General features: G+C 71.8%; 22 protein-coding genes. 12 read left to right on the plus strand and 10 right to left on the minus strand.

The genetic code is table 11. From position 1 onward, the window contains the following. The first annotated feature begins 160 nt into the window (after positions 1-160). From IF09_RS0129245 to IF09_RS0129265, 5 genes are all read left to right on the plus strand, one after another. Entirely contained in the window at positions 161-733 is a 573-nt protein-coding gene (locus IF09_RS0129245; RefSeq protein WP_030300663.1) for a SigE family RNA polymerase sigma factor, read from the plus strand. A gap of 38 nt (positions 734-771) precedes the next feature. After that, positions 772-1,410 (plus strand): hypothetical protein, encoded by a 639-nt coding sequence (locus tag IF09_RS0129250; RefSeq protein WP_051833076.1) that lies wholly within the window; start codon positions 772-774, stop codon positions 1,408-1,410. A gap of 71 nt (positions 1,411-1,481) precedes the next feature. Beyond that, positions 1,482-2,195, plus strand: coding sequence for a two-component system response regulator CseB (gene cseB, locus IF09_RS0129255; protein WP_030300666.1), 714 nt, complete (start codon positions 1,482-1,484; stop codon positions 2,193-2,195). Beyond that, on the plus strand, positions 2,192-3,505 hold the full coding sequence (gene cseC, locus IF09_RS0129260) for a two-component system sensor histidine kinase CseC (protein WP_030300668.1): 1,314 nt from the start codon (positions 2,192-2,194) through the stop codon (positions 3,503-3,505). The genes cseB and cseC overlap by 4 nt, the downstream gene beginning before the upstream one ends. 61 nt (positions 3,506-3,566) lie before the next feature. Continuing rightward, on the plus strand, positions 3,567-4,805 hold the full coding sequence (locus IF09_RS0129265) for a LamG domain-containing protein (RefSeq protein WP_030300670.1): 1,239 nt from the start codon (positions 3,567-3,569) through the stop codon (positions 4,803-4,805). A gap of 15 nt (positions 4,806-4,820) precedes the next feature. Here IF09_RS0129265 and IF09_RS0129270 read toward each other — a convergent pair whose 3' ends face one another. Then, the gene (locus tag IF09_RS0129270) at positions 4,821-5,396 is read right to left on the minus strand and encodes a M23 family metallopeptidase (RefSeq protein ID WP_030300672.1); all 576 of its coding nucleotides are present in this window, start codon (positions 5,394-5,396) and stop codon (positions 4,821-4,823) included. Positions 5,397-5,755: 359 nt separating this feature from the next. After that, the gene (locus IF09_RS0129275) at positions 5,756-8,281 is read right to left on the minus strand and encodes an ATP-dependent Clp protease ATP-binding subunit (protein WP_030300674.1); all 2,526 of its coding nucleotides are present in this window, start codon (positions 8,279-8,281) and stop codon (positions 5,756-5,758) included. Positions 8,282-8,732: 451 nt separating this feature from the next. On the opposite strand from IF09_RS0129275, the gene IF09_RS0129280 reads away from it, so the two are divergent. After that, positions 8,733-9,377: an SCO3374 family protein gene (locus IF09_RS0129280; protein WP_030300676.1), complete on the plus strand. Its 645-nt coding sequence runs from the start codon at positions 8,733-8,735 to the stop codon at positions 9,375-9,377. On the opposite strand, the gene IF09_RS0129285 is transcribed toward IF09_RS0129280, so the two are convergent. From IF09_RS0129285 to IF09_RS0129315, 7 genes are all read right to left on the minus strand, one after another. Then, a complete protein-coding gene (locus IF09_RS0129285; protein ID WP_030300678.1) occupies positions 9,359-9,694 on the minus strand; it encodes a histone-like nucleoid-structuring protein Lsr2 in 336 nt (111 codons plus the stop codon). The genes IF09_RS0129280 and IF09_RS0129285 overlap by 19 nt on opposite strands. A gap of 165 nt (positions 9,695-9,859) precedes the next feature. Continuing rightward, the gene (locus tag IF09_RS0129290) at positions 9,860-10,390 is read right to left on the minus strand and encodes an amino-acid N-acetyltransferase (RefSeq protein ID WP_030300680.1); all 531 of its coding nucleotides are present in this window, start codon (positions 10,388-10,390) and stop codon (positions 9,860-9,862) included. Positions 10,391-10,399: 9 nt separating this feature from the next. Further along, positions 10,400-10,915: a BlaI/MecI/CopY family transcriptional regulator gene (locus tag IF09_RS0129295; protein ID WP_078613521.1), complete on the minus strand. Its 516-nt coding sequence runs from the start codon at positions 10,913-10,915 to the stop codon at positions 10,400-10,402. A gap of 117 nt (positions 10,916-11,032) precedes the next feature. After that, positions 11,033-11,206: a hypothetical protein gene (locus tag IF09_RS46425; protein ID WP_030300685.1), complete on the minus strand. Its 174-nt coding sequence runs from the start codon at positions 11,204-11,206 to the stop codon at positions 11,033-11,035. Positions 11,207-11,220: 14 nt separating this feature from the next. Further along, on the minus strand, positions 11,221-11,859 hold the full coding sequence (locus IF09_RS0129305) for a hypothetical protein (RefSeq protein ID WP_234321187.1): 639 nt from the start codon (positions 11,857-11,859) through the stop codon (positions 11,221-11,223). A 65-nt stretch (positions 11,860-11,924) separates the two neighbouring features. Then, complete coding sequence (locus tag IF09_RS0129310; protein WP_030300689.1) at positions 11,925-12,110, minus strand: DUF397 domain-containing protein; 186 nt, start codon at positions 12,108-12,110, stop codon at positions 11,925-11,927. Between the two features lie 172 nt (positions 12,111-12,282). Further along, positions 12,283-13,404: a threonine aldolase family protein gene (locus IF09_RS0129315; protein ID WP_030300691.1), complete on the minus strand. Its 1,122-nt coding sequence runs from the start codon at positions 13,402-13,404 to the stop codon at positions 12,283-12,285. A gap of 98 nt (positions 13,405-13,502) precedes the next feature. Between IF09_RS0129315 and IF09_RS0129320 the strand changes: the two genes are divergently transcribed. From IF09_RS0129320 to IF09_RS0129345, 6 genes are all read left to right on the plus strand, one after another. Next, positions 13,503-14,408 (plus strand): Rossmann-like and DUF2520 domain-containing protein, encoded by a 906-nt coding sequence (locus tag IF09_RS0129320; RefSeq protein WP_030300693.1) that lies wholly within the window; start codon positions 13,503-13,505, stop codon positions 14,406-14,408. Further along, on the plus strand, positions 14,405-15,415 hold the full coding sequence (panC, locus tag IF09_RS0129325; RefSeq protein WP_030300695.1) for a pantoate--beta-alanine ligase: 1,011 nt from the start codon (positions 14,405-14,407) through the stop codon (positions 15,413-15,415). Before IF09_RS0129320 ends, panC begins: the two co-directional genes overlap by 4 nt. Next, the gene (locus IF09_RS0129330; RefSeq protein WP_030300697.1) at positions 15,412-17,145 is read left to right on the plus strand and encodes an L-aspartate oxidase; all 1,734 of its coding nucleotides are present in this window, start codon (positions 15,412-15,414) and stop codon (positions 17,143-17,145) included. The genes panC and IF09_RS0129330 overlap by 4 nt, the downstream gene beginning before the upstream one ends. After that, the gene (nadC, locus tag IF09_RS0129335) at positions 17,142-18,140 is read left to right on the plus strand and encodes a carboxylating nicotinate-nucleotide diphosphorylase (RefSeq protein ID WP_030300699.1); all 999 of its coding nucleotides are present in this window, start codon (positions 17,142-17,144) and stop codon (positions 18,138-18,140) included. The genes IF09_RS0129330 and nadC overlap by 4 nt, the downstream gene beginning before the upstream one ends. Continuing rightward, positions 18,140-18,949, plus strand: a complete 810-nt coding sequence (locus tag IF09_RS0129340) for a type III pantothenate kinase (RefSeq protein ID WP_030300701.1) — start codon at positions 18,140-18,142, stop codon at positions 18,947-18,949. Before nadC ends, IF09_RS0129340 begins: the two co-directional genes overlap by 1 nt. Before the next feature lie 131 nt (positions 18,950-19,080). Then, on the plus strand, positions 19,081-19,818 hold the full coding sequence (locus IF09_RS0129345; protein WP_030300702.1) for a GntR family transcriptional regulator: 738 nt from the start codon (positions 19,081-19,083) through the stop codon (positions 19,816-19,818). A 10-nt stretch (positions 19,819-19,828) separates the two neighbouring features. On the opposite strand, the gene IF09_RS40775 is transcribed toward IF09_RS0129345, so the two are convergent. Continuing rightward, entirely contained in the window at positions 19,829-20,038 is a 210-nt protein-coding gene (locus tag IF09_RS40775) for a hypothetical protein (RefSeq protein WP_037636304.1), read from the minus strand. Between the last annotated feature and the right edge of the window lie 97 nt (positions 20,039-20,135).

Consider the following 20,135-nt stretch of genomic DNA (forward strand, 5'->3'; position numbering starts at 1 on the left):
TTGTGTCGGGCAAACCCCAGCTCACGGCACTGTTACACAACCTATGGGTGTCCGTGCGTCCACCGAAGGCTGGCCCGCACAGGCCCGTGACAACCCCTCCGTACCTTCGAATGCGTAGGACACGGGGATGAGCGGTTGCACGGGACGGAGGCGGTCTGAGATGGCGCACGGCGAGGTACTCGGATTCGAGGAGTACGTACGCACTCGGCAGGATGCGCTCCTGCGCAGTGCCCGGCGCCTGGTCCCGGACCCCACGGACGCGCAGGACCTCCTGCAGACCGCGCTGGTGCGCACGTACGGCCGCTGGGACGGCATCGCCGACAAGTCGCTGGCCGACGCCTATCTGCGCCGCGTCATGATCAACACCCGCACCGAGTGGTGGCGCGCCCGCAAGCTGGAGGAAGTCCCCACCGAGCAGCTCCCGGACGCCTCCGTCGAGGACGGCTCCGACCAGCGCGCCGACCGCGCCCTGCTGATGGACATCCTCAAGGTTCTCGCGCCCAAGCAGCGCAGCGTGGTCGTGCTGCGACACTGGGAGCAGATGAGCACCGAGGAGACCGCCGCCGCGCTCGGCATGTCGGCGGGTACTGTGAAGAGCACCCTGCACCGCGCGCTGGCCCGGCTCCGGCAGGAGTTGGAGAGCCGGGATCTGGACATGCGTGCGCTGGAGCGCGGTGACCACCGCGGTGAACACACCATCCGGTACGAGGGGCGTGAGCGGTGCGCGGCCTGAACGGCCAAAGCTTGAGCGGCAGAAGTCCGCTGGTGCTGGTGTCGGCGGGGACGGTCGTCCTCGTCGGCACAGTGCTGTTCGCCGCCGGATGCGCCACCGGCGGCACCGGTCTGCGCGACGGCGGCCCGGCCCACACCGAAGCCGTCGCCAAGAGCGGCTCGCCGACGGCCGCCCCGCCGGACCACGTCCCGGCCACCACGGGGGCGTCGGGTGGTCCCGCACGGCGGGTCGACGCCGTCGCCCTGCTCCGGGCGGACCCGAAGGTCAGCGCCGAGGTCAAGCGGGACCTCAAGCCCTGCACGGGCAAGGAGTACCCGGTCGACGTGAGCTACGGGAAGGTCACCGGCGGCTCCGTCGTGGACATCGTCGTCAACGTGCTGTCCTGCGCCGATGCGCTGGGGCGGGGCTCGTACGTGTACCGGGCGGAGGGCGGGACGTACGAGAATGTGTTCTCGGACGAGCAGCCGCCCGTCTACGCGGAGATCGACCGGGGCGCCCTGGTGGTCACCAAGCCCGTCTACGGGAAGAGCGACGCCCTCGCCTATCCGTCGGGCGAGGACGTGATCACGTACCACTGGAACGGGGAGAAGTTCACCGAGCAGGACCGGGTGCACACCGACTACAGCAACATCGACGGTGCGGTCCAGCCGGCCCCGGCGGTCACCCAGAGGAACTGACGCCCCGAAGACCCGAAGACCAAGAAGTACCGACGGACCGAAGAAGCGAAGAACCGAGGCGAGGCTCCCGCATGGCCGAAACCCATGTCCTGTTCGTGGAGGACGACGACGTCATCCGCGAGGCCACGACCCTGGCGCTGGAACGCGACGGGTTCGTGGTCACCGCCATGCCCGACGGCCTGTCCGGCCTGGAGTCCTTCCGGGCCGACCAGCCGGACATCGCGCTGCTCGACGTGATGGTGCCCGGCATGGACGGCGTGAGCCTGTGCCGCCGGATCCGCGACGAGTCCACCGTGCCCGTGATCATGCTGTCGGCGCGCGCCGACTCCATCGACGTCGTCCTCGGCCTGGAGGCGGGCGCCGACGACTACGTCACCAAGCCCTTCGACGGCTCGGTCCTCGTCGCCCGGATCCGCGCCGTGCTGCGCCGCTTCGGCCACGCCGGCGGCCCGCAGAACGGCCGGCCGGGGGCGAACGGCGAGGACGGCTCCGAGGAGCGCGGGGTGCTGGTCTTCGGCGACCTGGAGGTCGACACCGAGGGCATGGAGGTCCGCAGGTCCGGCGCCCCGGTGGCGCTGACGCCGACCGAGATGCGGCTGCTCCTGGAATTCTCCTCCGCGCCCGGCACCGTTCTCTCGCGCGACCGCCTGCTGGAGAGGGTCTGGGACTACGACTGGGGCGGCGACACCCGCGTCGTGGACGTCCACGTCCAGCGGCTGCGCACGAAGATCGGACAGGACCGCATCGAAACGGTCCGAGGATTCGGATACAAGCTCAAGGGATGAGGCGCTTCACCCTCCGTACGGGGATCCGCTGGAAGATCACGCTCGCCATCGCCGCCGTCGGCGCGCTCGTCGCCGTGGCACTGAGCCTGGTCGTGCACAGTGCTGCCCGCGTCTCGATGCTCGAGAGCGCCCGCGACGCGCAGCTGGCCAACGTCAACGTCATCGCCCGCTTCGTCGAAGCCGGGCGCAAGCCGGCCCTGGGGGCCAAGGTCAACGACCCCGAGCTGCCCGCCGCGCTGCGCGAGAAGGCCCGGTCGGGGCGGCGCGGCACGTACATCCAGGAGTCGCGCAAGGGCGTGCCGGAGGTGTGGGCCGCGGTGCCGCTCGGGAACGGACAGGTGCTGTCGCTGCACAGCGAGTTCAAGGAGAGCGCCAACATGGTGCGCGACCTGGACCGGGCCCTGGTCGTCGGGTCGATCTCCGTCGTCGTCGCGGGCGCCGCGCTCGGCGTGCTCATCGGCGGGCAGATCTCGCGCCGGCTGCGCAAGGCCGCGGCCGCCGCGCAGCGGGTGGCGCACGGGGATCCCGACGTACGGGTGCGGGATGCGGTCGGGGGCGTCGTACGCGACGAGACCGACGACCTCGCGCGGGCCGTGGACGCCATGGCGGACGCGCTCCAGGAGCGGCTGGAGGCCGAGCGGCGGGTGACCGCGGACATCGCGCACGAGCTGCGGACCCCGGTGACGGGCCTGCTCACGGCGGCGGAACTGCTGCCTCCGGGGCGGCCGACCGAGCTGGTGCGGGACCGGGCGCAGGCGATGCGGGTGCTGGTCGAGGACGTACTGGAGGTGGCCCGGCTGGACAGCGCTTCCGAGCGGGCGGAGCTCCAGGACGTGGCGCTGGGCGAGTTCGTGAGCCGGCGGGTGACCTCGCTGATGCCGGAGGCTTCGGTACGGGTGGTCGCGGACGAGATCGTCAGCACCGACCCGCGGCGGCTGGAGCGGATCCTGGGCAACCTGCTGGCCAATGCCGCGCGGTACGGGCAGCCGCCGGTCCAGGTGGACATCGAGGGCCGGGTCGTCCGGGTCCGGGACCACGGGCCGGGCTTCCCGGAGGCGCTGCTGCGCGAGGGGCCGAGCCGGTTCCGGACCGGGTCGACGGACCGCGCCGGAGTGGGGCACGGCCTCGGGCTGACCATCGCGGAGGGGCAGGCGCGGGTGCTGGGCGCCCGGCTGACGTTCCGCAACGTGGCGGCTCCGGGCGGCGCGGACCGCGAGGGAGCCGCGGCCGGGGCGGTGGCGGTGTTGTGGCTGCCTGAGCACGCGCCGACGGCTACGGGAAGCTTCCCGGTCATCAAGGTCCAGGGCTGATCGCGAGCGGATCGGGACCGGGCCGTACGGCTGTGCGGACCGGTGTTTTAGCATCCGTGGCATGACCGACGGTACGAATCCCCCCAGCAACCCGCAGCCCGAGCCCACCCCCGGGAACGGGGGCTACGGGTTCCCGCCGGTCCCGCCGGCCTCCGCAGCCGGCTACGGCTACCCGCCCGGCACCCCGGCGCCGGGCGGCGGCACCTTCGGACCGCCGCCGGGCGTCCCCGCGGACGGCAGCGGCTACGGCTACCCGCAGCCGGGCGCTCAGCCCGGCCCGTACCAGCAGGCACCGGCCGCGGCGCCCCAGCCGTGGGCCCAGGGGCTCCCGGACATGGGCGGGCCGGCCGCGCCGGGCCCCGGGCTCCCCGGGCCGTTCGTGCCGCAGTCGGACCAACCGGACTGGGAGGCCATGGCCGACCGCTCGGCGGCCGAGAAGCGCAAGAAGCGGCTGTGGATGATCGGCGCCGCGGTGACCGTACTGGCGCTGCTCGCTGGCGGTGGAACGTTCCTGCTGCTGGGCGGCGACGACAAGGGCGAGGACGAGGCGAAGAACGACACGCCCTCCCCGTCGGTGTCGGCCTCACCCTCCCCCAGCGGGTCGAAGAGCAAGGTCCCGGTCGACAACACGCCGACCGTCAAGGACGACCCGACGCAGATCCGGGACCGCAGCGGGAAGGCCCCGCTGAAGATGGGCCCGGACGCCGGCGTCTTCCCGATCGAGAAGCGCTTCGAGATCCGGACGAAGGGCAACGAGAACTCGTACGCCGAGTCCGCGAAGGGCGTCGTGGACACGTCCAAGAGCTTCACCGTCTCGGCCCACGTCTGGAACCGCGCCCCGAAGGGACGCCAGATCGCCGTCAGCCAGGGCAACGAGAAGTCCTTCTCGTTCGAGCTGGGCCTGGACCAGGTGAACGGCAAGCCGACCTGGGTCTTCCGTGTCCAGACGGGCGACCAGGGCGCCGAGGCGACCGCGGTGACCGTGACCGGCGAGAGCCCCAAGATGGAGAAGACCTTCTCCACCCTGACGGGGACCTACGACGCCGAACGCAAGCAGATCGCCCTCTACGTCAACGGCAAGAAGACCGGCGAGGCCCCCGTCCCCGGCGTCTTCCAGGCACCGGGCCCGCTGCAGCTGGCGCGCTCGCGCCACGAGGACAAGTGGACCGCGCCGTGGAGCGGGGCCATGGAGACCGTGCAGACCTACGACGTGGTCCTCTCGCCCGCCCAGATCGACACCCTCAAGCCGGGCCGGGTCGACGCGAAGACGAAGCCGACGGGCTCCTGGCTCCTGTACTGACCTAGGTCAGAGGGCTCAGACGGTGACACCGGCGTTGCGCAGGAACGCGACCGGGTTCACGGCCGAGCCGTAGTTCGGGGTGGTCCGGATCTCGAAGTGGAGGTGCGGGCCGCTCGAGTTGCCGGTGTTGCCGGACAGCGCGACCTGCGTGCCCTTGGCGACCTTCTGGCCGATCCGGACCTTGATCTTCGAGAGGTGCGCGTACTGCGAGTACGTCTTGTTCGCGTGCTTGATCACGATGGCGTTGCCGTACGCCGGGCCGTCGCCGCCGCCGTTCGGGCCGGCCTTGACGACGACGCCCGCGGAGGCGGCCTTGACCGGGGTGCCGACGGGGCAGGCGAAGTCCTGGCCCGAGTGCTTGTGGGACCACATGCTGCCGCCCTTGCCGAAGGTCGCGGAGAGCGTGTAGCTGGAGACCGGCTTCTGCCACTTGGCGGTCTTCGCGGCGGCCGCGGGGGCCTGGGCGGCGCTCTGCGAGGCCGTGTCGGCGAAGGCGGCGGTCGTCCCGGCCCCGAGAGCCAGGACCGCACCGAGAGCGGTGGTGCCGATGGCGAGACGGGTACGACGGGTGCTGACGCGCTTCGCGAACATGTAAGGAGACCTCCGGGCCGGGGACAAGGACGGTGCGGGCATGAAGTCACCCGGCACGCTGGGAAGCGGATGCCGGGCTTGCCCATCCTTGGTAACCCGTGTCCCTGCGCATCCCCAAACGTCCCGATTACTACCGGGGCTCGTAGGCGCGGGGGGTGTGACGCAACCGGTTGACCGCTTCCCCACTGGGCCGAGGGCAAGGGTGAGTGGGGACAAAATGGACATTCCACCTACGAGACGTCCTAGTAGGTCCGTTTTGCCCTGTGTGGCTTGTCACCGGCGCGCGGCCTCCGGGGAGGCGCAAAAGGGGCGGCCCCGGAACCTTTCGGTTCCGGGGCCGCCCCTCGTGCAGCTCCTGCTTACGCGCCCTTGCTCAGGTCCGGGCCGGAGCCCGTGGCCTCGATCGGGGGGAGGTCGGGCAGGGCCGACTTCTCCTCGCCGCGGAAGGTGAACTTGGCTTCCTCGCCGTCGCCCTCCTTGCCCACGACCACGATGTGGCCGGGACGCAGCTCGCCGAAGAGGATCTTCTCCGACAGGATGTCCTCGATCTCGCGCTGGATGGTGCGGCGCAGCGGGCGGGCGCCCAGGATCGGGTCGTAGCCCCGCTTGGCGAGCAGGAGCTTCGCGTCGCCGCTCAGCTCGATGCCCATGTCGCGGTCCTTCAGGCGCTCGTCGACCTTGGCGATCATCAGGTCGACGATCTGGATGATGTCTTCCTGCGAAAGCTGGTGGAAGACGACCGTGTCGTCGACACGGTTCAGGAACTCGGGCCGGAAGTGCTGCTTGAGCTCTTCGTTGACCTTCGCCTTCATCCGGTCGTAACCGGTCTTGACGTCGCCCACGGCGGCGAAGCCGAGGTTGAAGCCCTTCGAGATGTCCCGCGTACCCAGGTTGGTCGTCATGATGATGACCGTGTTCTTGAAGTCCACGACCCGGCCCTGGGAGTCGGTCAGGCGACCGTCCTCCAGGATCTGGAGAAGGGAATTGAAGATATCCGGGTGGGCCTTCTCGACCTCGTCGAAGAGGACGACGGAGAACGGCTTGCGGCGCACCTTCTCGGTGAGCTGGCCGCCCTCTTCGTAGCCCACGTAGCCGGGGGGCGAACCGAAGAGGCGGGAAACCGTGTGCTTCTCGCTGAACTCCGACATGTCGAGGGAGATCAGCGCGTCCTCGTCGCCGAAGAGGAATTCGGCGAGCGTCTTGGAGAGCTCGGTCTTACCGACACCGGACGGACCGGCGAAGATGAACGAGCCACCCGGGCGCTTCGGGTCCTTCAGACCCGCACGGGTACGGCGGATCGCCTGGGAGAGCGCCTTGATGGCGTCCTTCTGGCCGATGACCCGCTTGTGGAGCTCGTCCTCCATGCGGAGCAGTCGCGAGGACTCCTCCTCGGTGAGCTTGAAGACGGGAATGCCGGTCGCGGTCGCGAGGACCTCGGCGATGAGCTCGCCGTCGACCTCGGCGACGACGTCCATGTCGCCGGCCTTCCATTCCTTCTCGCGCTTGGCCTTCGCCGCCAGCAGCTGCTTCTCCTTGTCGCGGAGAGAAGCCGCCTTCTCGAAGTCCTGGGAGTCGATGGCCGACTCCTTGTCGCGGCGCACGCCCGCGATCTTCTCGTCGAACTCGCGGAGGTCCGGCGGCGCGGTCATCCGGCGGATGCGCATCCGGGAGCCGGCCTCGTCGATCAGGTCGATCGCCTTGTCCGGCAGGAAGCGGTCCGAGATGTACCGGTCGGCCAGCGTCGCCGCCTGGACGAGGGCCTCGTCCGTGATGGAGACGCGGTGGTGGGCCTCGTAGCGGTCGCGCAGCCCCTTGAGGATCTCGATCGTGTGGGGGAGGGAAGGCTCCGCCACCTGGATCGGCTGGAAGCGGCGCTCGAGGGCCGCGTCCTTCTCGAGGTGCTTGCGGTACTCGTCCAGCGTCGTGGCACCGATGGTCTGGAGCTCACCACGGGCCAGCATGGGCTTGAGGATGCTGGCGGCGTCGATCGCGCCCTCGGCGGCACCCGCACCCACGAGGGTGTGGAGCTCGTCGATGAACAGGATGATGTCGCCGCGGGTGCGGATCTCCTTGAGCACCTTCTTCAGGCGCTCCTCGAAGTCACCGCGGTAGCGGGAACCGGCGACCAGGGCACCCAGGTCAAGCGTGTAGAGGTGCTTGTCCTTGAGGGTCTCGGGGACCTCGCCCTTGACGATCGCCTGGGCCAGGCCCTCGACGACGGCGGTCTTGCCGACGCCGGGCTCGCCGATGAGGACCGGGTTGTTCTTGGTACGGCGGGACAGGACCTGCATGACCCGCTCGATCTCCTTCTCGCGCCCGATGACCGGGTCGAGCTTGGATTCGCGGGCGGCCTGCGTGAGATTGCGGCCGAACTGGTCCAGGACGAGGGAGGTCGAGGGGGTGCCCTCGGCCGGGCCGCCGGCCGTGGCCGACTCCTTGCCTCCGCCGGAGTAGCCGGAGAGCAGCTGGATGACCTGCTGCCGGACTCGGTTGAGATCGGCGCCCAGCTTCACCAGGACCTGGGCGGCGACGCCCTCGCCCTCGCGAATGAGGCCGAGCAGGATGTGCTCGGTGCCGATGTAGTTGTGGCCGAGCTGGAGGGCCTCTCGGAGCGAAAGCTCCAGGACCTTCTTCGCCCGCGGAGTGAAGGGGATGTGGCCGGACGGGGCCTGCTGCCCCTGACCGATGATCTCCTCAACCTGCTGGCGAACAGCCTCGAGCGAAATCCCGAGGCTCTCCAGGGCCTTAGCGGCGACACCCTCACCCTCGTGGATCAAGCCCAGGAGGATGTGCTCGGTGCCGATGTAGTTGTGGTTGAGCATCCGGGCTTCTTCCTGAGCCAGGACGACAACCCGCCGCGCGCGGTCGGTGAACCTCTCGAACATCGTTTATCGCTCCTCAGAGCGGTCGGGCAGTTCGGGGTCGGTCCCCGCCCTGTCCTTCCGCATGCTAGTCCCGCGGGGCGGGACAGCTCATTCCAACTGCCGACATCCGTCCGCGGCTCACCCCCACGTCCGTGGGGAAAACCGGCTTCAACTGCCGACAACTGCTCCAACCCGATGGTGCGAGACGATGTTCCCGCAGGCCAGGCAGATACCCGTCACACGTGTACGCCGATGGCGAACGGACGCTGCCCAAAACAGCGTGTCGCCCCGTACCACTAGGAATGTCTTACCCGTAAGCACCGACACTCCATGCCGGTGGCACCGCTTCCCTCCGCTACGGGCGAACACGATTGCGTCCCGAATGTGGGACGCCACCCCGTCGGATGTTTACGTTCCGCATTGAAACCAGCGCGCTGCGTAACTCCGGGGCGGGTTCGGAGTTGCTCCCTGCATGGCCGTCACCGTTCCGCCGCCCCGCGTCGCACCCGAGGATTCACCCCCGGATTCGCCCCGGGACGCGTACGCGTCCTGGTACGCGGAGGTGCTCGGCTGGCCCGTCGCGGGCGGGCCGCCCGCCCGGCTGGTCACCGGGGCCCGGTTCGACGTACTCGAGCTGCCGGCCGATGCGGGGGCGGAGCTGCTGCGCAGGCCTCTCGCCACGGGTCCGGTGGCGCTCACGGGGGGCAGGATGCGCTTCCTGGTGGCCGCGGGGAGCGCCGACGAGCTGGAGGGGCTGCTCGACTGGCTGGAGTGGGGCGGGGTCGCCCTGGACCTCACCGCCCTGGGTGCGGGCGGCCGGATCACGGCCCCGGTTCCCCCGGGGCACCCGGAGGGAAGTCCCCGGGGGGCCGCCGTGTGGCTGCGACCCCCCGAGCAGGGGTGTGAGGCACTTCTGCCGTCCCTGCCCGGTCCCGGGCAGGCTGCCGGTCCCCGGCACGGTGGTGCCGGGCCCGATCTCGTACGCCTGGTCGCCGCGGCGGCGACGGAATGCCACCGGGCGCGCCTGTGGCGGCGTACGCCCCTGAGGAGCACCGCGGCCGGGCCCTGCACGGGCCGGCCGGGTCAGACCCTGACGGGTCAGGCCCGGTTCTCGTAGGCCTCGCGGATCTCCTGCGGGACGCGTCCGCGGTCGTTGACGCTCATGCCCTGGGCCTTGGCCCACGCGCGGATCTCGGCGGTGTCCGGGTTGCCGGACGTCGCGGCCGTCCGCGCCTTGGCGCGGCCGCCGGAAGCGCGGCCACCGGTGCGGCGGGCGCCCTTGACGTAGTCGGCGAGCGCGGAGCGCAGCTTCTCCGCGTTGGCGGTGGTGAGGTCGATCTCGTAGGTCTTGCCATCCAGAGCGAACGTCACGGTCTCGTCCGCCTCGCCACCGTCGAGGTCGTCGACAAGAAGGACCTGAACCTTCTGTGCCACCGGGATTTCCTTTCATCGAAAAGCAGTACGCGGAAAGGAAACCGCTTTTCCCTGGAAAACACAAACCCCCGGGGAGAGGTTCGAGACCGCAACGCGGCGGGAAACGTACGCGATTCGGACATAGGCCACAGGTGCGCGGAGCACGGGAAAAGCCGTCGTGATCGTTCAGAGGTGCAGAAGCATCCGGCTGTTGCCCAAGGTGTTCGGCTTCACTCGTTCGAGACCGAGGAACTCGGCGACGCCCTCGTCATAGGAACGCAGGAGCTCCATGTAGACATCCGTCTCGACCGGGGTCTCGCCGATCTCGACGAAGCCGTGCTTCGCGAAGAAGTCCACTTCGAAGGTCAGGCAGAAAACCTTCCGGACGCCCAGCGCGCGGGCGGTGTCCAACAACTGCCCGAGCAGCTGATGGCCGACTCCGGCCCCCTTCAAGTCGCGGTCGACGGCAAGAGTGCGTACTTCGGCGAGGTCTTCCCACATGACGTGGAGAGCGCCGCAGCCCACCACCTGACCGTCGGAGTCGCGTTCCGCGACCCAGAACTCCTGGATGTCCTCGTAAAGGACGACAGGGGCTTTGTCGAGGAGGATCCGCTGCTGCACGTACTGGTCGAGCAGGCGCCGCAGCGCGGGAACATCGCCGGTGCGGGCACGGCGGATCGTCACTGTTTTTGCCTGTGCAGCGGAAAACTCACCCATGCCCGGACGCTATCGCCCCGGCTCGGTCCCGCGCCCGGCGGAGTCCCCTTCGGCGGGAGCGGCTTCGGGGGGCGTCGCGGCAGGGGCTCCGGCGGCGGGCTCCGCCGCGGGCCCGGCGGCCACCCCGGTGGCCGGCTCCGCGGCCGGCTCTACGGCCGATCCGTCGTCGTACCCGACGATGCGGAAGGCGTCCCGGAGGGCGTCGCGCTGTTCCGCGGACATCATGCCGAAGAAGGCCACGAGGGCGGCCGCGGGGTTGTCGCTCGTCGACCAGGCTTCGTTCATCAGTGCGGCCGAGTAGGCGGCGCGGGTGGAGACCGCGGTATATCGATAGGCGCGGCCTTCGGCTTCCCGGCGGACCCAGCCCTTCTGATGGAGATTGTCCATAACCGTCATGACGGTGGTGTACGCGATGGACCGTTCCTGCTGGAGGTCTTCCAGGACTTCACGAACGGTGACCGGGCGGTTCCACTGCCACACCCGCGTCATGACCGCGTCTTCGAGTTCTCCCAGGGGGCGAGGCACAACAGCACGATAGTGCGGAATGTGCGGAATTGCCCGGCCATTCGGAACGCAACGCTCAACAAAATCGGGCGTACGGCTCTCGAAGCCGTACGCCCTGCGTGTGTCCGCGTGTGGCGCTTACTTCCCGGGCTGGGACTGCCGGGCGGCCTCGGCGCGGGCGATCACGGCGTCGACCGCCGCGTCTTCCTTGGCCTTGTTGGCGCCGCCCTGGCTCTTCACGATCGTCACGACGAGGGCGATGAAGAAGCCGGCCATCACTACGGGGGGCACGAGCGCGGAAACGTAGTCCATGCCCCCCAGCGTAGCTACCCGGCCGCGAGTCCGGCCGCCGGGGGCGGGGTGGGCTTGCGGCGCGGCGGGAACACCTCGCCGGGGGTCGGGATGGGCCGTTCGGAGGGCCGCTCGGGGCGCGGCTCCTTGGGGGCGGGTGCGGGTCGGGCCGGCTCTTCCTCGCCGTCCTTGCCCTCGCCGGCGTCCTTGGCGCCGTTCACGTCCTTGCCGCCGGCCAGGGCCAGCAGCCGGGTCCGGGGCGCCGGCGTGATCGAGAGCCGCCGCCGCACGGAGCGCTCGGCGATGTCCTGGGAGCGGGACAGCAGCGCCGCCGCGACCGGGTTGGCCCGCAGGGCGCGCAGGGCCGCGAGGTCGTCCGGCGCGGGCTCGTACCCCGCGGCCAGGGCGTCCTGGAGCAGCTCCAGGTAGCCGGAGAGGCTGCCGGGCAGGGCGCCGCGGTAGCGGACGAGGTCGGCGAGGAGGAACTCTCTGAGCCGCCCCGCCTCCTGGACCGCATCGTCCACCGACTGCGCGAGGCGCAGGCAGTCCTGGACCTCGGAGGTCGTCAGGGGGGCCGTGGAGGACTGGAGGGCGTGGGCGAGCGTTCGCCTGAGCACGTGCAGCTCGGCGGCGCTGAACGCCATGCCGCCGCGGGATCCGTAGGGCGTGGGCATGGGCCGAAGATACGCGCTAATCGGACAAAATCCCCTGAGCGGCGTGATTCCGGGCGCGCCGACGCCTACCCGTCCGCTTTGACGGCGTCGAGGAAGTCGGCCCAGGCGGCCTGGGTCGTGGCCAGAACCAGATGCGCCGGGTCGGCCCGGTCGGCCACGCGGACGAGGTGGCCGGGGGCCGCGGAGACGTAGACGCAGTTGTCTCCTTCGCCGCAGTACGTGGACTTCTGCCAGGCGGGGTGAGCGGTCATGGTGTCTCTCCTCCGGGGGACGGCTCCTTGCTTCCCGTGAAGGGACGGTAACTCCGAGAGGGGCCGACACCGACGACTTCGGCGGAATTCGGTGCGTCGTCGTTGCACCGGCCCCTCCCGGGCCCCCGTCTCCCCGCCCCGCCCTTGCGCCGTTCCCCGGGCCGTGCCCCGGTTACGCGTGGAGGTACGCCGTGAACGCCTCGACCGCCTCGGTCACGTCCTCCGGGGTCCAGGCGAGGCCCGGGGAGGTGACCTCCAGTTCCGTCGCCGAGACGCCCGGGACCACCGTCGGGGACCAGCGGCGGAAGAGGACCGTGCCCGTGTCCTCCGCCAGGCGGATCCCCGCCTCCGTCAGGCGGTCCGCCCCGTACGGCAGCCACACCTGGAACTGGTGCGTGTGCGGGATCTCCGGGTTGATGCGGAACCAGGGGACCCCGGCCGACTCCAGCGCGGGCCCCAGCGCCGCCGCCACCACGCGCGCCCGGGCCACGTACGACGGGAGGCGCGGGAGCTCCCGGTCCAGGCCGGCCAGCGCCGACAGCGCCTGCGGGAACTGGCGGAAGATCTGGCCCCCGTACCGGTGGCGCCAGACCTTCGCCTCCGAGATCAGCGACGCGGAGCCCGCCAGGGCCGCGCCGCTCAGGCCGCCGAGGGACTTGTAGAAGGACACGTACACCGAGTCCGCGAGCCCGGCGATCTCCGGCAGCGGCCGCCCGAAGTGCACCGTCGACTCCCACAGCCGGGCCCCGTCGAAGTGCACCACCGCATCCCGTTCGCGGGCCGCGTCGACCAGCGCCTCCAGCTCCTCCCAGGTGGGGAGCAGGAAGCCCGCGTCGCGCAGCGGGAGCTCCAGCATCAGCGTGCCGAAGGGCTCTGCCAGCGCCTCGACCTCCTCCGCCGTCGGCTGGCGCGGGTCCTTCGTCGGGTGCACCGTCCGCAGGCCGGAGACCAGCGACAGGGCCCCGCCCTCCCACAGCTCCGGATGGCTCATCGGGTGCAGCGCGACCACCGGGTTCCCGGTCCGCCCGGCCCAGCAGCGCAGCGCGATCTGCTGGGCCATCGTCCCCGACGGGAAGAACGCCGCGTCCTCCGTGCCCAGCAGCTCCGCGACCCGCCGCTCGAGCCGGGTCACCACGCCGTCCCCGTACAGGTCGGCCGGCTCGTCGGGATCCGGCGCCGCCAGACCCGACAGCAGCTCACCGACCGTCGCCTCGCGCAGGCTGCGGGAGAGCATCCGCTCGGCCCCGCGTCCCGCCGCCACCAGCCGCTTCGTCAGATCGTCGTCACCAGTCATGCCCCCGATCATCGCCGACAGGCCAACACGCCCAGGGGCTAGCATGGCGGCGTATCGTCCGGTACCCCCCGCGGACTGGAACGGAAGGCCCTCCCCGCGTGAACTCATCCCAGCAACCGCGCCCCGCCCGGCTCACCGTCGGCGTCGTCGGCGCAGGCCGGGTCGGCCCCGCGCTGGCCCGTGCGCTCCAGCAGGCCGGGCACCGGCCGGTCGCCGTGTCCGGCGTCTCCGACGCCTCCCGCCGCCGCGCCGAGCGGATGCTGCCCGACGTGCCGCTCGTACCGCCCGCGCAGGTACTGGAGCTGGCCGACCTGGTGCTGCTGACCGTGCCCGACGACGCGCTGCCGTCGCTCGTCGAGGGGCTCGCCGAAACCGGCGCCGTCCGGCCCGGCCAGCTCCTCGTGCACACCTCCGGGCGGTACGGGACGGCCGTGCTGGACCCGGCCCGCCGCGCGGGCGCGCTCCCGCTGGCCCTGCACCCCGCGATGACCTTCACGGGCACCGAGGTCGACGTCCAGCGGCTCGCCGGCTGCTCGTTCGGCGTCACGGCCCCCGAGGAGCTGCGGCTCGCGGCCGAGGCCCTGGTGATCGAGATGGGCGGGGAGCCCGAGTGGATCGCGGAGGAGAACCGTCCGCTCTACCACGCGGCCCTCGCCCTCGGCGCCAACCACCTGGTCACCCTGGTCGCCCAGGCCATGGAGCTGCTGCACAAGGCCGGGGTCGAGCACCCCGACCGGATGCTCGGCCCGCTCCTCGGCGCGGCCCTCGACAACGCCCTGCGCTCGGGTGACGCGGCGCTGACCGGCCCGGTGGCCCGCGGCGACGCCGGCACGGTCGCCGCGCACGTCTCGGAGCTGCGCAAGCACGCTCCCGCCTCGGTCGCCGGGTACCTGGCCATGGCCCGCACCACTGCCGACCGGGCCCTCGCGCACGGCCTCCTCAAGCCCGAACTCGCCGAGGACCTGCTCGGCGTGCTCGCCGATCCCGAGGGTGGGGACCAGTGACCGAGCTGCTGCTGATCGACACCGCGGAGGAGCTGCACAAGCTCCCGCGCACCGCCGACGGCCCCCGCGCCGTGGTGATGACCATGGGCGCCCTCCACGAGGGCCACGCCACCCTGATCCGTACGGCCCGCGAACGGGCCGGGGCCCGGGGCCAAGTCGTGGTCACCGTCTTCGTGAACCCGCTGCAGTTCGGGGCGAACGAGGACCTCGACCGCTACCCCCGCACCCTCGACGCCGACCTGGAGATCGCCCGGGAGGCCGGCGCCGACGCGGTGTTCGCCCCGGCCGTCGACGAGGTCTACCCCGGCGGCGACCCCCAGGTGCGGATCAGCGCCGGCCCGATGGGCGAGCGCCTCGAAGGGGCCACCCGGCCCGGCCACTTCGACGGCATGCTGACCGTCGTCGCCAAGCTGCTCCACCTCACCCGCCCCGACCTGGCCCTCTTCGGCCAGAAGGACGCGCAGCAACTCGCCCTGATCCGGCGGATGGTGACCGACCTGAACTTCCCCGTCGAGGTGGTCGGCGTACCGACCGTCCGCGAGGAGGACGGGCTCGCGCTGTCGTCCCGCAACCGGTACCTCTCCGCCCAGGAGCGCCGCAGCGCCCTGGCCCTGTCCCGCGCCCTGTTCGCCGGGCAGGACCGGCTCGCCGCGCAGGCCGCGCTGCTCGCCCGCGCCGAGGCCTCCCCGGCCAGCGACGAGCGGGCCACCGCCCTGGCCCGGCTCGGCGAGATCCGGGCCTCCGCCGACGCGCACGCCGTGTCCGCCGCGTCCGCCGCCGGCACCGGCCTGCCGGAGGCCGTACGGGCCGCCGCCCGCCACGTCCTGGAGGAGGCGGGCCGGCACGACCCGCCGCTGCTGCTGGACTATCTGGCACTGGTGGATCCGCAGGACTTCACCGATGTCGGCCCCGACTTCACCGGGCAGGCCGTGCTGGCCGTCGCCGCGAAGGTGGGGACGACCCGGCTGATCGACAACATCCCATTGGAGTTCGGAGCACACACGTGAGCACCCCAGGCACAGGCACCGCCGGTACCGGCATACGGCTGCACGCCAACGCCCCCGGCTGGGCCGTCGAAGCCGACGTCGTGGTCGTCGGCTCCGGCGTCGCCGGCCTGACCGCCGCACTGCGCTGCGCCGCCGCGGGCCGCCGTACGGTCGTGGTCACCAAGGCGCGGCTCGACGACGGCTCCACCCGCTGGGCGCAGGGCGGCATCGCCGCGGCGCTCGGCGACGGCGACACCCCCGAGCAGCACCTGGACGACACGCTGGTCGCGGGCGCCGGGCTGTGCGACGAGGCCGCCGTCCGGCTCCTCGTCACCGAGGGGCCGGACGCCGTGCGCCGCCTCATCGCCACCGGCGCCGTCTTCGACACCTCCGCCGAGACCGGCGAAATAGAGCTGACCCGCGAGGGCGGCCACCACCGCCGCCGGATCGCGCACGCGGGCGGCGACGCCACCGGCGCCGAGATCTCCCGGGCGCTGGTCGAGGCCGTCCAGGCGGCCGGCATCGAGACCGTCGAGAACGCCCTCGTACTGGACCTGCTGCAGGACGCGCAGGGCCGTACGGCCGGTGTCACCCTGCACGTCATGGGCGAGGGCCAGCACGACGGCGTCGGCGCGGTCCACGCGCCCGCCGTGATCCTGGCGACCGGAGGCATGGGCCAGGTCTTCTCGGCCACCACCAACCCGTCGGTGTCCACCGGCGACGGTGTGGCGCTCGCCCTGCGGGCCGGGGCCGAGGTCTCCGACCTGGAGTTCGTCCAGTTCCACCCGACCGTGCTCTTCCTGGGCCCGGACGCCGAGGGCCAGCAGCCCCTGGTGTCGGAGGCGGTCCGCGGCGAGGGGGCGTACCTGGTCGACGGCGACGGCGTCCGCTTCATGGTCGGGCAGCACGAGCTGGCCGAGCTGGCCCCGCGCGACATCGTCGCCAAGGGCATCATGCGCCGGATGCAGGAGCAGGGCGCGCAGCACATGTACCTGGACGCCCGGCACTTCGGCGCGCAGATGTGGGAGCAGCGCTTCCCGACCATCCTCGCCGCCTGCCGCGCCCACGGCATCGACCCGGTGACCGAGCCCGTCCCGGTCGCGCCCGCCGCGCACTACGCCTCCGGCGGCGTACGGACCGACCTGCACGGCCGTACCACCGTCCCCGGCCTGTACGCGTGCGGCGAGGTGGCGTGCACCGGCGTGCACGGCGCGAACCGGCTGGCCTCCAACTCCCTGCTGGAGGGCCTCGTCTTCGCCGAGCGCATCGCCGACGACATCGTCGCGGGCGCGCCCGCCGGCACCGGCCCGGGCATCCCGGTCCCCGCGACAGGCCCGCTGCAGCCCGCCGAGGCGCGGTACGAGGTCCAGCGCATCATGACGGAGGGCGCGGGCGTGCTCCGCTCCGCCGAGTCCCTGCGCACGGCGGCCGCCGCCCTCGAAGACCTGTACGCAACGGCGCTGACGGCGCTGGAGAGCGACGGCAAGACCGCCGTGCCCGGCACCGAGACCTGGGAGGCCACGAACCTGCTGTGCGTGGCCCGGGTACTGGTCGCCGCCGCCCTGCGCCGCGAGGAGACCCGCGGCTGCCACTGGCGCGAGGACCACCCCGACCGGGACGACGCCGCCTGGCGCCGCCACCTCGTCGTCCGGCTGTCCGCCACCGAGAAGCGGGCGCTGGTCGTCACCCCCACCGACTCCGCGGGCCTTCCGTCCGTACAGCACCCCCTGAGCCAGGAGCAGTCATCGTGAGCACCCCCGAACAGCACGACCACGAGCACGAGCACGCGGAGCTGCCGCTCCTCGACGAGTCCGCGGGCGGCTGCGGCGACGACTGCGGCTGCGGCGACGGCGAGGAGAGCGGCCTGGACCCGGCGCTGGCCCAGCTGCTGGCCGATGCCGGCCTGGACCCGATCGAGGTCGAGGACATCGCCCACATGGCGATCTCCGAAGACCTGGACGGCGGGGTCGACGTGACCACGGTGGCCACCGTCCCCGAGGACGCCGTCGCGCACGCCGACTTCACCGCGCGCGAGGCGGGCACGGTCGCCGGCCTGCGCGTCGCCGAGGCCGTGCTCTCGGTGGTCTGCGAGGACGAGTTCGAGGTCGAGCGGCACGTCGAGGACGGCGACCGCGTGCAGCCGGGCCAGGTGCTGCTGACGGTCAAGGCCCGCACCCGGGACCTGCTCACGGGCGAGCGCAGCGCGCTGAACCTGCTGTGCCTGATGTCGGGCATCGCGACGGCGACCCGCAAGTGGGCCGACGAGCTGGAGGGCACCAGGGCGAAGGTCCGCGACACCCGCAAGACCACGCCGGGCCTGCGCTCCCTGGAGAAGTACGCGGTGCGGTGCGGCGGCGGCGTCAACCACCGGATGTCGCTGTCGGACGCGGCGCTGGTCAAGGACAACCACGTGATCGCGGCGGGCGGTGTCGCGGAGGCGTTCAAGGCCGTCCGCGAGCAGTTCCCCGACCTGCCGATCGAGGTCGAGGTGGACACCCTCCAGCAGGTGCGCGAGGCCCTGGACGCGGGCGCGGACCTGATCCTCCTCGACAACTTCACGCCGATCGAGACCGAGGAGGCCGTCGCGCTGGTCCACGGCCGCGCGGTGCTGGAGTCCTCGGGCCGCCTGACCATGGCCAACGCCCGTACGTACGCGGAGACCGGCGTCGACTACCTCGCGGTCGGCGGGCTCACGCACTCGTCCCCGATCCTGGACATCGGCCTGGACCTGCGCGAGGAGCGGTAATGCTGCTGACCATCGACGTCGGCAACACCCACACCGTGCTCGGCCTGTTCGACGGCGACGAGATCGTCGAGCACTGGCGCATCTCCACCGACCCGCGCCGCACGGCCGACGAGATGGCCGTCCTGATGCAGGGCCTGATGGGCATGCACCCGATGCTCGGCAGCGAGCTGGGCGACGGCATCCACGGCATCGCGATCTGCTCGACGGTCCCGTCGGTGCTGCACGAGCTCCGCGAGGTGACCCGCCGCTACTACGGCGACGTCCCCGCGGTGCTCGTCGAGCCCGGCATCAAGACGGGTGTGCCGATCCTGATGGACAACCCCAAGGAGGTCGGCGCGGACCGCATCATCAACGCGGTCGCAGCCGTCGAGCTCTACGGCGGCCCGGCGATCGTGGTCGACTTCGGTACGGCGACCACCTTCGACGCGGTCTCCGCGAAGGGCGAGTACGTGGGCGGGGTGATCTCCCCGGGCATCGAGATCTCGATGGAGGCCCTCGGCGTACGGGGCGCCCAGCTCCGCAAGATCGAGCTGGCGCGGCCGCGCAACGTGATCGGCAAGTCCACGGTCGAGGCGATGCAGTCGGGCGTGGTCTACGGCTTCGCGGGCCAGGTCGACGGGGTCGTCACGCGGATGGCCAAGGAGCTGGCCGGCCCGCACGGCGACCCGGGCGACGTCCGCGTGATCGCCACCGGCGGCCTGGCGCCGATGGTCCTCGGCGAGTCCTCGGTCATCGACGACCACGAGCCGTGGCTGACCCTGATCGGGCTGCGCCTGGTCTACGAGCGCAACGCGCCGAACTTCGACTGAGGTCCTCGGTACGCCGCCGGCCGCCGGGCGGCGGCGTACCGCGGCGACTCACTCATCGCCGTTCTGAAGACTCGGGTCCGACCTGATGAATTAGCTTGGGCCCAACTCGTCGACAGGCACAGGACGGTCATATGGCCCGGGACACGGCGTACTTGAAAGTGGCCGACGCGCTGCGCGCACGGATCCGGGCCGAGGAGTGGCCCGTCGGCGCCAAGCTGCCGTCCCGGTCCCGGTTCGCCGAGGAGTACGCGGTCGGGCAGAGCGTCACGCAGCGCGCCCTGGAGCTGCTGATCATCGAGGGGCTCCTGGAAGGCCGCGCCGGCTCGGGCACGTACCGGTGCGCACCGCGCGAGCGGCTGCGCATAGTCCGCTCCCGGCGGCGCCGGCTGGCCGGGCTCGGCGGCGCGGGCGTGACCTGGGAGTCGCATTCCGCGGCCCGAACGCCGGCCCCGGAGCGGATCGCGGAGCGCCTCGCCGTCCCGCCGGGCGACCCGTGCGTGCTCACCACGTACGAGTTCCTGTCCGAGGGCCGGCCGGTGGAGATCTGCGAGTCCTGGGAGCCGATGGCGGTCACGGACGGCACCCCGGTCGTCCTGCCGGAGGCGGGCCCGTTCAAGGGGGCCGGAGTCATCGAGCGGATGCGCTCGATCGGCGTGCTGGTCGCCTCTTCGCTGGAGGTTCCCCGCCCGGGACGGGCGAACCAGCGGCAGGCCAATCTGCTCGGCATCAGCGTCGGCGACCTGATCACCGAGATCGAACGGACGTACTACGCGACGGACGGCCGGGCGGTGGAGACCGCCGACATCGTGGTCGCCGACCGCCGCTCCGAGATCGCGTACGAGATCGACTTCCACCCCGGAGACCGCTGACCGGGCCGCATCACGTGCGCCCCGGGGCGTGGCCCAGCCGGCACAGGGTGGCCCACCAGGGGTGCCGGGCCGCCCGGCCCTCGAGGACCGCCCGGAACTGGGCGTACGTACGGGCCGAGCGCAGGACGGCGACGTCGTCGCGGCCCGGCGGCGGGGGCATCGGGGCGCCCTGCTGGGAGGCGCGGTAGGTGTCGATGAGGTACTGCTCGATCGCTGTCATGCCTCCACCCTGGACCTGCTCGGGCCACCCCGCACGACGATTGACGCGCCGCGTCAATTGACCCGTGTCAGTCCAGGTCACGGGGGGTCCGGCAGGT

Origin of the sequence: Streptomyces katrae, from assembly GCF_000717655.1 — a bacterium.
In the GTDB taxonomy this organism is placed as follows: Bacteria; Actinomycetota; Actinomycetes; order Streptomycetales; family Streptomycetaceae; genus Streptomyces; species Streptomyces katrae_B.